The sequence below is a fragment of the Nonomuraea sp. NPDC050451 genome, assembly GCF_044458585.1.
Genome location: NZ_JBITHZ010000010.1, coordinates 194,084 through 205,724, shown reverse-complemented (window position 1 = coordinate 205,724; position 11,641 = coordinate 194,084). Strand labels below are relative to the sequence as shown.

Annotated in this window: 10 protein-coding genes and 1 pseudogene; 4 read left to right on the top strand and 7 right to left on the bottom strand. The window is 71.0% G+C overall.

Annotated elements, in window-relative coordinates; translation table 11 throughout:
* The first annotated feature begins 58 nt into the window (after positions 1-58).
* Positions 59-364 carry a hypothetical protein gene (locus tag ACIBI9_RS29655; protein WP_397226453.1) on the top strand — a complete coding sequence of 102 codons (306 nt, stop codon included), beginning with the start codon at positions 59-61 and terminating at the stop codon, positions 362-364.
* A gap of 20 nt (positions 365-384) precedes the next feature.
* On the opposite strand, the gene ACIBI9_RS29650 is transcribed toward ACIBI9_RS29655, so the two are convergent.
* Together ACIBI9_RS29650 and ACIBI9_RS29645 are read right to left on the bottom strand one after the other, a co-directional pair.
* Complete coding sequence (locus ACIBI9_RS29650; protein ID WP_397226451.1) at positions 385-1,332, bottom strand: hypothetical protein; 948 nt, start codon at positions 1,330-1,332, stop codon at positions 385-387.
* A 71-nt stretch (positions 1,333-1,403) separates the two neighbouring features.
* Positions 1,404-2,450 (bottom strand): annotated as a pseudogene (locus ACIBI9_RS29645) (amidohydrolase family protein); the annotation flags it as partial.
* Between the two features lie 26 nt (positions 2,451-2,476).
* Between ACIBI9_RS29645 and ACIBI9_RS29640 the strand changes: the two are divergent.
* Positions 2,477-2,953: a sugar phosphate isomerase/epimerase family protein gene (locus ACIBI9_RS29640; RefSeq protein ID WP_397226449.1), complete on the top strand. Its 477-nt coding sequence runs from the start codon at positions 2,477-2,479 to the stop codon at positions 2,951-2,953.
* Between the two features lie 15 nt (positions 2,954-2,968).
* On the opposite strand, the gene ACIBI9_RS29635 is transcribed toward ACIBI9_RS29640, so the two are convergent.
* Positions 2,969-3,754, bottom strand: a complete 786-nt coding sequence (locus ACIBI9_RS29635; protein WP_397226448.1) for an IclR family transcriptional regulator — start codon at positions 3,752-3,754, stop codon at positions 2,969-2,971.
* A gap of 136 nt (positions 3,755-3,890) precedes the next feature.
* Here ACIBI9_RS29635 and ACIBI9_RS29630 point away from each other — a divergent pair, with 136 nt between their 5' ends.
* Positions 3,891-4,700: an alpha/beta fold hydrolase gene (locus ACIBI9_RS29630; protein WP_397226447.1), complete on the top strand. Its 810-nt coding sequence runs from the start codon at positions 3,891-3,893 to the stop codon at positions 4,698-4,700.
* Between the two features lie 106 nt (positions 4,701-4,806).
* Here ACIBI9_RS29630 and ACIBI9_RS29625 read toward each other — a convergent pair whose 3' ends face one another.
* The 4 genes from ACIBI9_RS29625 to ACIBI9_RS29610 all read right to left on the bottom strand — a co-directional run bounded on the left by ACIBI9_RS29625 (position 4,807) and on the right by ACIBI9_RS29610 (position 10,499).
* The gene (locus ACIBI9_RS29625; protein WP_397226446.1) at positions 4,807-6,129 is read right to left on the bottom strand and encodes an AMP-binding protein; all 1,323 of its coding nucleotides are present in this window, start codon (positions 6,127-6,129) and stop codon (positions 4,807-4,809) included.
* Positions 6,130-6,217: 88 nt separating this feature from the next.
* A complete protein-coding gene (locus tag ACIBI9_RS29620) occupies positions 6,218-8,170 on the bottom strand; it encodes an ABC transporter ATP-binding protein (RefSeq protein ID WP_397226445.1) in 1,953 nt (650 codons plus the stop codon).
* Positions 8,167-9,903, bottom strand: coding sequence for an ABC transporter ATP-binding protein (locus ACIBI9_RS29615; protein WP_397226444.1), 1,737 nt, complete (start codon positions 9,901-9,903; stop codon positions 8,167-8,169). Before ACIBI9_RS29615 ends, ACIBI9_RS29620 begins: the two co-directional genes overlap by 4 nt.
* Positions 9,903-10,499 carry a TetR/AcrR family transcriptional regulator gene (locus ACIBI9_RS29610; RefSeq protein ID WP_397226443.1) on the bottom strand — a complete coding sequence of 199 codons (597 nt, stop codon included), beginning with the start codon at positions 10,497-10,499 and terminating at the stop codon, positions 9,903-9,905. The genes ACIBI9_RS29615 and ACIBI9_RS29610 overlap by 1 nt, the downstream gene beginning before the upstream one ends.
* A gap of 105 nt (positions 10,500-10,604) precedes the next feature.
* Here ACIBI9_RS29610 and ACIBI9_RS29605 point away from each other — a divergent pair, with 105 nt between their 5' ends.
* The gene (locus ACIBI9_RS29605; protein WP_397226442.1) at positions 10,605-11,543 is read left to right on the top strand and encodes a DMT family transporter; all 939 of its coding nucleotides are present in this window, start codon (positions 10,605-10,607) and stop codon (positions 11,541-11,543) included.
* The last annotated feature ends 98 nt before the right edge of the window (positions 11,544-11,641 follow it).

The window sequence follows — 11,641 nt, the reverse complement described above, 5'->3', positions numbered from 1 at the left end:
CCCATTCTTTACTGATTCTTCCACCGATGTCTGCACATGCCAGCTAGGCTCCTCAGCCGTGGGGTACGACGGCGCCGTCTACAGCAAGAGCCAGCTCCACCGGCTGGCGAGCACGGCGGACGGCATGGCCGGTGACGTGTCGGGCGCCCACGACCGGTTCGAGGGGGCGTCGAGCGCGGCACGCACCGCCCTCGGCGACGACGACTACGGCCGCGCGTACTGGCAGGCGCGCGGGCAGCGGATGGAGAACATCGGCAGGGGGCTCGACCTGCTGGCGACCGCGCTCCGGGAGCAGGAGAACCGGCTTCACCGGGCGTCGAAGACGTACAAGGGCGGCGAGGACGCCAGCACCCTGCGTACCTGAGAGTTTCCTCTCGAGCGAGGTCAGCTGGTGACGATCACGTCGCGCAGGAGGAGATGGCTGACGGAGTGGGCCTGCAGGTAGAGGTGGAACTTCGCGGCCTTCGACCTGGCCGACTTGTCCGCGGTGACGATCGTGACGACCACGTATTTCTTGGCGGGGTTCGTGCGGATCTTCCCGTACGCGTACGTGGGCAGGACCATGTCGCTGCGGATGTTCATCGCGTCCGAGGTGAGCTTCGCCAGCCGCGTCGCGGTGGTCCTGGCGGCCTTGTCCGTCGGGAACGACATCATGACCTGCACCGCCTTGAGGTGCCCGCGGTAGGCCGAGTAGGCGACCTGGACGGCGCGCTCGCAGTCGTTCTTGGCCAGCACGCCCTGGCCGTCCACCGGATCGCAGGTGTCGTACGTCCAGCCGTCGACCTTGTTGGCGTCGAACTTGACGCCGCTCAGGTTGAACTTCCAGTCGTCGAACTCGGAGTCGGCGATCGGCGATCCCGCCTGGGCGCGTGACGAGGGGGACGGGGTGGTCGGCGCTTCCGACGGCGGAGCGGACTGCCGGGGCGCCGTCGTGGGGAAGGATGTGCCCGGCAGGGCGATGGTGGGCTTGGAGCCCGAGGAGTTGAAGTAGGTGACGGCGCCGATCGCGGCGCCCACGAGGAGGACGCCCAGGCCGGCCGACAACCCGATGACCAGGGTTCTGTTGCGGCTGGGAGGCAGGGCGTACTCGTCTTGGGCCAGGGGCAGGGCGTACAGGTCGTCCTGGATGTACTGGGTCTGCGGGCCGGGTGACCAGGGCGGGCCCCCTTGCCAGGGGTGGGGGTCGGGCCCCTGGCGGGTGACTCGCGGTTCGTGGCCGGGCTGCGGGGCCGGTTGACCGTACGGCGGCCGGCCGTAGTCGGGGCGGCTGTGTGCTCCCCGTGGTTGCGGGCCCCACGGGTCTTGTGGGTGAGGTTGTGGAGGGTAGGCCATGGCCTCATTGTGAGATGGCCCATGGCCATTGCCGCGGATACCCCGCCAAAGGGCATCAGACTGAACCCGGCCTACGTGCGCGTACGTACAAGACCGAGGTCCTTCACGATGACGCCCGCCTTCATCACGATCTCGATGTGCGCGGGGTCGGCCAGCGCGTGGATGTCCCGCAACGGATCGGCGTCGGTGACCACGAGGTCGGCGAGCTTGCCCGCCTCCAGCGTGCCCACCTCGCCGGAGATGCCGAGCAGCTCGGACGCGGTCCGGGTCCCGGCGACGATGGCGGCCATCGGGGACATGCCGAGCTCGACGAGATGCCCGAGCTCGCGCAGGTTCTCCCCGTGCGGGCAGACGCCGGCGTCCGTGCCCAGCGCGATCCTGGCTCCGCGCGCGATCGCGTGGCCGATGTTCTTCTTGGTGATCTCGGACCACTTCACCTTCTTGGCGTAGTGGTACGGCTGCATCGTCTCCTTGTTGATCGCGAACACGGTCGACAGCGTCGGGACGAGGAAGGCGCCGCGCTCCTCCAGGAGGTCGAGTCCTTCGTCGTCGATGCCGTACCCGTGCTCGACGCTGGTCACCCCGCCCCGCAGGGCGGTCAGGATGCCCTTGCGTCCCTGCGCGTGGGCGGCGATCGGCTTGCCGCCGTGGCGGTCGAGCTCGTCGGCGATGGCCCGCACTTCGTCCAGGCGCAGGCCCTCGTCGTCGGGGTGGTCGTGCCTGCTTCCCATGCCGCCGGTCGTGCAGATCTTGATGAGGTCGGCCCCCTGGCGCAGCACCCGGCGCGTCGCCTTGCGGACCTCGTCGACGGTGTCGGCGATCTCGATCAGCTCGGGCACGGTGGGCGCGATCGTCCCGCCGTACAGGTGCATGTCCCCGTGCCCGGCGGTGTGGCTGATCGGGCTCACCGCGAGCTTCAGCCGCGGACCCGCGATCAGCCCGCGCTCGATCGCCTCGCGGAAGCCCGAGGACAGCCCGCCGAGGTCGCGCGCGCTGGTGACGCCGGCCTCGAGTGTCGCCCGGAGCCGCGCCGCGGACTCGAGGACGGTCAGGGCGGGATCGTTCTGGAGGGCGTGGAAGGGGCCGTTGGCGCGTCCTGACCCCCGCACTGGGGCACGACGCCGCCCCCTCGCGCGTCGAGGCGGTGACGGAGCTGATCGGGCGGATCTGCGACGCCATGGTGGCCGAGGGCGTCCGGCCGTGCCTGCATCCGCACGTCGGCACCTGGGTCGAGACCGAGGAGGAGGGCCGGGCGGTGCTCGACGCCCTGCCGGAGTCCCGGCTCGGCTTCCTGCCCGACACGGGCCACCTGGCGTGGGCGGGCGCCGACGTCGCCGGGCTCGTCAAGGACTACGCGGACCGCATCCCCTTCGTGCACGTGAAGGACTGCCGGCTCAGCGTCGCCGCCGAGGGCCGCGAGAAGGGGTGGGACTACCGGCAGACCGTGCTGGCGGGGCTCTGGGTCGAACCCTGGCGGGACGAGCTCGACCTGACCGGCATCATCGGCAACCTGCCCGACGCGTTCGACGGATGGCTGATGGTGGAGGTGGACCGGCCCGACATCACCGACCCGTACGAGAGCGCGCAGGCGTCGGCCCGCTGGATGCGCGCCGCGTTCTGACTCCAAGAATGATCGTCAGCACTCCCGTTCGACGGCGCGGGAGATGCCGTCGGCCGCCGCGAACAGTCCGGGCAGCAGCCGCTTCGCCACCAGGCGGGACAGCGGCGCGGCGGCCGACACGGACGCGAGGACCGTTCCACCGGCTCCCATGACGGGCACGGCGATGCTGCCGAACCCCAGCAGGATCTCCTGCTTCTCGATGGCGTGGCCCCGTTCCCTGACGACCGCGAGCTGCCGGCGCAGGTCCTCCACGGACGCGACGGTGCGCGGCGTCAGGCGCGGCAGGCCGGTGCGCGCGAGGCGGCGGAGCCGTTCCTCGAGGTCGGGGAGGTTCGCGAGCAGGGCCTTGCCCGTCGCCGTGCACGCCGCGGGCAGGCGCCCGCCCGCCCGGGAGTGGGTGTTCACGTTCGCCTCGCCGGCCACCTTCTCCACGTAGAGCACGTGACCGCGGTCGAGGACCGCCAGGTGGATGGTCGCCCTGGTGGCGGCGAACAGGTCGTTGAGGAGGGGCCGGGCCACACGGCGCAGCACGGCGGAGACCGGCACCCGCTGGCCGAGCTCGAACATGCGCATGCCGAGCTGGTAGGAGTCCCCCTTGCGCTCCAGCAGCCCCCATTGCACCAGCTCCTGCGCGAGCCGGTACGCCGACGCCTTCGGCACCCCCGAGCGCCGGCTGAGCTCGGTGAGCCGGAGCTGGACCGCCCCCGACTCGAACGCCCCGAAGATCAACTGGGCCTTGCCGAGGACCGAATTGGGGTATTCCTCATCGTCGTCGGGGTCGACCGATGCCGCCACGAACACCTGTGAGGACCTTGGAACTCGCCTCGCGACGACTTTCTATTTGTCCCATGAATAGTGCATAACGCCATGAATGTATAGGTTTGGCCGGGCGGTCCGATGTAAAGATCAGGTGACGACCCGGCATGAGGGAGGACCCTTGGACATCACGGTGCCGCCGCGCTTCGGGTACGCCGATTCGCCCTTCGGCCAGCTCCACTACGCCGAGCAGGGCGCGGGCCGCCCCCTGCTGCTCCTGCACCAGACCCCCAGATCGTGGGACGAGTTCCGCGAGCTGATGCCCCTGCTGGCGCCGCACCGGCGCGTCCTGGCCATGGACATGGTCGGCTTCGGGGCCAGCGCGAAGCCTCCGGCGCCCCACACGATCGAGCTGTTCGCGGCCGGTGCCCTGGCGCTGCTGGACGGCCTCGGCATCGAGCGGGCCGACGTGCTCGGCCACCACACCGGCGGGGCGGTGGCCGTCGAGCTGGCGGCGTCCGCGCCGGAGCGGGTGGGGCTGCTGGTCCTGTCGTCGGCCCCGTGGGCGGACGCCCGCTACCGCGCCTCCCACGCGCACGGCCCGGGGGTGGACGAGGCCGAGCCGTCCCCGGAGGGCGACCACCTGGTCAAGCTGTGGCGGCTGCGGCAGCCGTACTATCCCGAACCGGTCACCGGCCTCCTCGACCGGTTCGTCCGCGACGCCCTGGCGCCGGGGGTCGATCCGGCGGAAGGCCACCGGGCGTGCGCGCGCTACGTCATGGAGGACAGGATCGGCCTGGTGACGGCGCCCGTGCTGCTGCTGGCCGGCGCCGCGGACCCGTTCGCGCTGCCGAACCTGGCCCCGCTCCGGGAGCATCTCACCGGGGCGGCGAGCGTGACGTCGGCCGTCGTCGAGGGCGGCACGATCCCGCTCATGGAGCACAAGCCCGCCGAGGTCGCCGCGGCCGTGGCGGCGTTCCTGACGGCCTGATCAGGTCCGGCCGCCGTCGGCGGCCATGATCGACTTCGTGATGCGCCTGCTCACCATGCTGAGCAGGCCACGTACTTGTTGACGTCGGCGCGGAAGGTCGGCGCCGTCACCGACAGCGCGGCGACCATGGTCCCGGTGGCGCCGGTGAGCGGGGTGGCCACGACGTCGCCGAAGAGGGCCGCCGGGCCGAACGCCAGCAGGGCCTTGCCGGTCGCCGTGCAGTGCAGCGGCATGCGCCCGGCGATGCGCGACGGCCTGGACACCTGGCCGTGGCCGGAGACCTTCTCCAGGTAGATGACCTCCAGCCCGTCCAGCACCGCCAGGTGGATGGTCTCCCCCGTCGCCTGGTAGAGGTCCTCCATGAAGGGCCGCGCCGCTCCAGCAGGCCCCACTGCAGCAGTTCCTGGGCCAGCCGGTGGACCGATGCCTTGGCCACGCCGGTGCGGCGGACGATCTCGGACAGGCCCAGGCTCTCGTCGTCCGGGCCGAGCGGCAGCACGCCGAACCGCTCCAGGAACCGCCTCGACAGGCCCTCCGGCGCCGGGCCCCCGTAGGCGCGGCGCACCCGGTGGCGGGTGTCGGAGCCGCTGGCGGGCGCCCGTTCCAGGATGGCCGCGATGGCGCCCATGAAGTTGAACGCGGTGACCCCCTCCCGCCGGCAGATCTCCCAGAACCTGGAGGCGGAGAAGCGGTGATGGGCCACCAGCGTGGCGCCGGAGATCAGCGCGGGCAGCAGGCCCGCGTGCCGGACGTTGATGTGGTTCCAGGGGAAGACGTTGAACAGCACGTCCCCCGCCTCGTAGCCCATGGTGCGGGCGACCCGCCGGGCGTGCCGGACCCCGGCGAAGTGCGGCAGCAGCGCTCCCTTGGCGCGGCCGGTGGTCCCCGAGGTGGCCATGACGACGGCGGGGTCCGCCGGTCCCGGACGCCCTGCCGGGAGGCGGTGCGGCGCGGCGAGCAGGTCGTCCAGGTCGGCCGAGCCCGGCAGCTCGGCCGCCTCCCGCCCGGTCACGAGCACCACGCGCTCCATCCCCGCGGCCAGCGCGATCAGGTCGGGGTTGGCGCGCACGGCGTCCGTGCCGGCGATGAGCAGGCGCGCCCCGGCGGCCCCGGCGAGCCGCCGCGCCGCGTCGAGCCGTACGTCCAGAGCCAGCGGCACCTCCACGGCGCCGAGCCTGGCCAGCGCGAACATCACCTCGACCAGGCGCGGCCCCGGAGGCAGGCACGTGAGGACCCGGTCGCCGCCCGTCACCAGGCCGGCGAGCCCGCCCGCGACGGCGGTCGCCCCCTCCAGGCACTCGCCGACCCGCAGCGAGGCGCCGCCCTCGAACCGCACGAGCTCCGCCTCCGGGGCGCCGGCCGCCCGGCGCTCCAGCAGGTCGAGCATCGTCTCCGGGGCGGCCGTGACATCGGCCGTGACATCGTCCATGTTCTCCCTCACGAGAGGACAGGATGTCCCACCGCCGTCACAGGGGCCACGGCGGGTGGATCGATGTACGGACCGCCGGGGAACGGGTCTAATCCACCTCCACGACGGCCTCGGCGAACTGGGCCGAGTACAGCCGGGCGTAGGCCCCGCCCTCGGCCAGGAGCGACTCGTGCGTGCCCTGCTCCACGATCCGGCCGTCCTCCATGACCAGGATCAGGCTGGCGTCGCGGATCGTGGACAGCCGGTGGGCGATCACGAAGCTGGTGCGGCCCTCGCGCAGCGAGCTCATCGCCCGCTGGATGAGCACCTCGGTGCGAGTGTCGACCGAGCTGGTGGCCTCGTCCAGGATCAGGATGGCCGGCTCGGACAGGAACGCCCGGGCGATCGTGATCAGCTGCTTCTCGCCCGCGCTGACCGTCCCGCCCTCCTCGTCGATCACCGTGTCGTAGCCGTCGGGCAGCGTGTGCGCGATGCGGTCCACGTGGGCGGCCTCGGCGGCGGCCTCGATCCGCTCGCGCGTGGCGCCTTCCGCCCCGTAGCCGATGTTCTCCGCGATCGTGCCGCCGAACAGCCAGGTGTCCTGCAGCACCATGCCGATGTTGGCGCGCAGCTCCTCCCGGGACATCTCGGCGACGTCGACGCCGTCGAGCGTGATGCGCCCGCCGGTCACCTCGTAGAAGCGCATGATGAGGTTGACCAGCGTCGTCTTGCCCGCTCCCGTGGGGCCGACGATGGCCACGGTCTGGCCGGGCTCCACGGTCAGCGAAAGGTTCTCGATCAGCGGCCGGTCCGGCGTGTACCGGAAGGACACGTTCTCGAACGCCACCCGTCCTCTGACCTGCTCGGGCCGCTCGGGCTTGGCCGGCTCCCGCGACTGCTCGGGAGCCTCCAGCAGCTCGAAGACCCGCTCGGCCGAGGCGACGCCCGACTGCACCATGTTCGCCATGCCGGCCACCTGGGTGAGCGGCTGGCTGAACTGCCGCGAGTACTGGATGAAGGCCTGCACGTCGCCCAGCGAGATCGAGCCCGAGGCCACCTTGAACCCGCCCACCACGGCGACCAGCACGTAGTTGAGGTTGCCGATGAACATCATCGCCGGCTGGATGACCCCGGAGATGAACTGGGCGCGGAAGCTGGAGGTGAACAGGGCGTCGTTGTGCTGATCGAAGATCTCGGCGGCCTCCTTCTGCCTGCCGAAGACCTTGACCAGCGTGTGGCCGCCGTACATCTCCTCGATGTGGCCGTTGAGCTTGCCCGTCGAGGACCACTGCTTGATGAACTGCGGCTGCGAGCGCTTGCCGATGACGGTGGTGACGTAGACCGACACCGGCACGCTGACCAGCGCGATGAGGGCCAGGACGGGCGAGATCCAGAACATCACCACGAGCACCCCCACGACGGTCAGCACCGAGGAGATGAGCTGGCTCATCGTCTGCTGCAGCGTCTGGGCGATGTTGTCGGTGTCGTTGGTGGCGCGGCTGAGGATCTCGCCGCGCGGCTGGCCGTCGAAGTAGCTCAGCGGCAGCCGCCCCAGCTTGGCCTCGATCCGCTCGCGCAGCCGGAACGCCGCCCGCTGTACGACGGTCGTGGTCAGCCGGAACTGCACGATGCCGAGCAGCGCCGCCAGCACGTAGATCGCCAGCACCCAGGCCAGCACCTGGGCCAGCGCGGTGAAGTCGATGCCGTGGCCGGGCACCAGGTTGATCGACGACACCAGGTCGGCGAAGGTGCCCTGGCCCTTGGCGCGCAGCCCCGCCACGGCCTGTTCCTTGGTGATCCCGGCGGGCAGCTGGGCCCCGATGATGCCGGCGAAGATCAGGTCCGTGGCGTGGCCGAGGATCTTGGGGCCCGTCACGGTCAGCGCGACGCTGGCCGTGCCGAGGGCCAGGACGACGGCCAGCAGCGTGCGCTCGGGGCGCAGCAGCCGCAGCAGGCTGCGGAGCGTGCCGCCGAAGTCGAGGGCCTTCTCGGCGGGCCCGGACATCATCCTGCCCGGCCCGAAAGAGGGCTGGGGCCGGCGCGCGGGCGCTTGGGTCGTCATGCCGCGGCCTCCTGTTCGGTGAGCTGGGACAGCACGATCTCCCGGTAGGTCGGGCAGGTCGTCATGAGCTCGGCGTGGGTGCCGCTGCCGACCACGCGGCCGTCGTCGAGCACGAGGATGCGGTCGGCGTCGCGGATGGTGTTGACCCGCTGGGCCACGATGACGATGGTGGCGTCGGCGATCTCCTCGGCCAGCGCCGCGCGCAGCCGGGCGTCGGTGGCGTAGTCGAGGGCGGAGAAGGAGTCGTCGAACAGGAAGATCTCGGGCCGGTGCACCAGTGTCCTGGCGATGGCCAGGCGCTGGCGCTGGCCGCCGGAGACGTTCGTGCCGCCCTGGGAGATCGGCTCGTCCAGGCCGCCGGGCATCGCCTCGACGAACTCGCGGGCCTGGGCCACCTCCAGGGCCTTCCACAGCTCCTCGTCGGTCGCGTCCGGCCTGCCGTACCTCAGGTTGGAGGCGACGGTGCCGGAGAAGAGGTAGGGCGACTGCGGGACCAGGCCGACCGCCCGGGAGAGCACGGCCGCGTCGAGGCCGCGCACGTCGACGCCGTCGACCAGCACCTCGCCGGCGGTCGCGTCGAACAGGCGCGGGATCAGGTTGAGCAGCGTCGTCTTGCCGCTGCCCGTGCTGCCGATGATCGCGGTGGTACGGCCGGGCCGCGCCGTGAAGCTCACGTCGCACAGCACCGGCTCCTCCGCGCCCGGGTAGCGGAAGTCCACGGAGCGCAACTCCAGCTCGCCGAGATGTCGTTCGGGGGTGACCGGCTTCGCCGGCGGGTGCACGGTCGGCTCGGTGTCGAGCACCTCCTCGATGCGCTCGGCGCAGACCTCGGCCCGGGGGATCATCATGAACATGAACATCGCCATCATCACCGACATGAGGATCTGCATCAGGTAGGAGATGACCGCGGTCAGCGCGCCCACCTGCATGGACCCGTCGGCGATGCGGTGTCCGCCGAACCACACCACGGCGACGCTGGAGACGTTCACCACCAGCATCACCGACGGGAACATCAGCGCCATCAGCCGCCCGACCCGCAGCGACACGTCGGTCAGCTGGTCGTTGGCCGCGCCGAAACGCTCGCGCTCGTGCTTGTCGCGGACGAACGCCCTGATGACCCGGATGCCGGTGATCTGCTCGCGCAGCACCTGGTTGATCCGGTCGATGCGCTCCTGCATGGTGCGGAAGAGCGGGCGCATGAGCACCACGATCACGCCCACGATGACGATCATCACGGGCAGCACGACGAGCAGCAGCGACGACAGCGCCGCGTCCTGGCGCAGCGCCAGCACGATGCCGCCGACGCACATGATCGGGGCCGCCACCATCATCGTGAACGTCATCAGCACGAGCAGCTGGATCTGCTGCACGTCGTTGGTGGTCCGGGTGATCAGGGAGGGGGCGCCGAACCTGTTGACCTCCTGGGCGGAGAAGTCCTGCACCCGGTGGAAGATCGCGGCCCGCAGGTCCCTGCCCAGGGCCATCGAGGTCCGGGCGCCGTAGTACACGGCCACGATCGAGCAGACGATCTGGATGAGGGTCACACCGAGCATCACCAGCCCGATGCGCATGATGTAGCCGGTGTCGCCCTTGACGACGCCGTCGTCGATGATGTCGGCGTTGAGGGTGGGGAGATAGAGCGTGGCCAGGGTCTGTACGAACTGGAAGAGGACCACGAGTGTGATCTCTTTCCCGTACGGCCTGAGCTGGACCCGCAGAAGACGGAGCAGCATCAAGAGGCGCTTTCTGTCGATGGGGTGGTAGTGGGCCGCACAAGCAGCCCGTCGAGCAGAACGGAGACGATCTCCTCGTCGTCCAGGTCGCCGAACTCGCCGATCCGGCCGAAGCCGCGGTGCTCGCTCGACGCGATCAGCACGAGCAGCAGCTGCGCCGTGGCCTGGGGAGAGCGGCGCAGCCGGTCGCGGTCGGGCTCGATCAGGGCGGCGAGCCCGTCCACGATCAGGCGCCGGCCCTCCACGATCTGCTTGAAGAGCTCGGCGTCGTCGGCCATCAGCTCCTTGGGCACGGCCATGAGGTTGGCGTTGGCCCTCATCCCCGTCCGCAGCAGCGCGACCGCCTGGCTCAGCCGCGCGCGCAGCTCGGCCCGCGTGCCGATGGACGCCAGGGCCTGCGCCGCCGGCCGAGAGTCGAACGCGACCATGAGCGTCGCCCGCAGCAGCGAGGCCTTGTCGGGGAAGACGCCGAAGATCGTGCCCTCGGCCACGCCCGCGGCCTCGGCGATCTGACGGGTGCTCACCGCGGCGCCGTACTCGCGCAGCAGGGGCAGAGTAGCGGCGATGAGCGCGGCACGGCGGTCTTCCGGCGCCATGGCCGGCACCCTTCGCCTCCTTCTGTTCATGGTGGGCCATCCTAATGAGCGAGTACTCACTCGTTCAAATGGTTATGTGTCAGGACCAACCGCTACGCTCCATCCGTGCTCAAACCTTGGTTGCCCGGTTTCCTGCTGCTCGCCGCCATCTGGGGCAACAGCTTCTTCTTCATCAAGGTCGCGGTGGAGTCCCTCCATCCGCTCCAGGTCTCCTTCGGCCGGATGGTCATCGGGGCGCTGGTGCTCCTGCTGGCCGTGCTGCTCGGCGGCAAGCGGCTGCCGCGCGACCCCCGCCTGTGGGGTCACTTCCAGATCGCCTCGATCGTGCTCACCACGCTGCCGTTCACCCTTTTCGCGTACGGCGAGCAGTACGTCTCCTCCGTGGTCGCCGCCATCTGGAACGCCACCACCCCGCTCTGCACGCTCGCCTTCACCCTGCTGCTGCGCACCGAGAAGGCGACCACCGGCCGGGTGGCGGGCCTCGGCCTCGGCTTCGCGGGCGTCATGGTCGTGCTGGGGATCTGGCAGCCGATGGGCGGCGGGCAGCTCGGCGGCAGCCTGGCCTGCTTCGGCGCCGCGGCCTGCTACGGGATCGGCGGCGCCTACATGGGCCGCTTCATCACCGGCCGGCGCCCCGAGCCGCCGGTCGTGCTGGCCGCCGGCCAGCTGCTCAGCGGCGCGGTCCAGCTGGCCGTGATCACGTTGCTGGCCGGGGTGCCGCTGGTGGACCCGCACGCGCCCGCCGCGGTCTGGTGGAGCCTGGCCGGGCTCGGCGGGCTGGGCACCGGGCTGGCGTACCTGCTGCTCTACTGGGTGCAGGTCCGCGCCGGGGTCACCACGACCTCCACGGTCACCTACCTGCTGCCGGTGTTCGCCGCGATCTCCGGGGTGGCCATCCTGGGCGAGGGTCTCAGCTGGAACCAGCCGGTCGGCGCCGTCATCATCCTCGCCGCCATCGCCCTCACCCAGCGCGCCGCGCCCCGCCTCGCACCCGCTCAGCCCGAGCAGGCCCCCGGCACGGTGGACCCGGCGCCCCAACCGTGAACGGGGGATGAATTCTGCAGTAAGTCGCCTTTCCGCACGCGCGGATCCGGCAATCGCCATCCCATAATTCCAGCCATGGGGGTTATTTCAGGAAACAG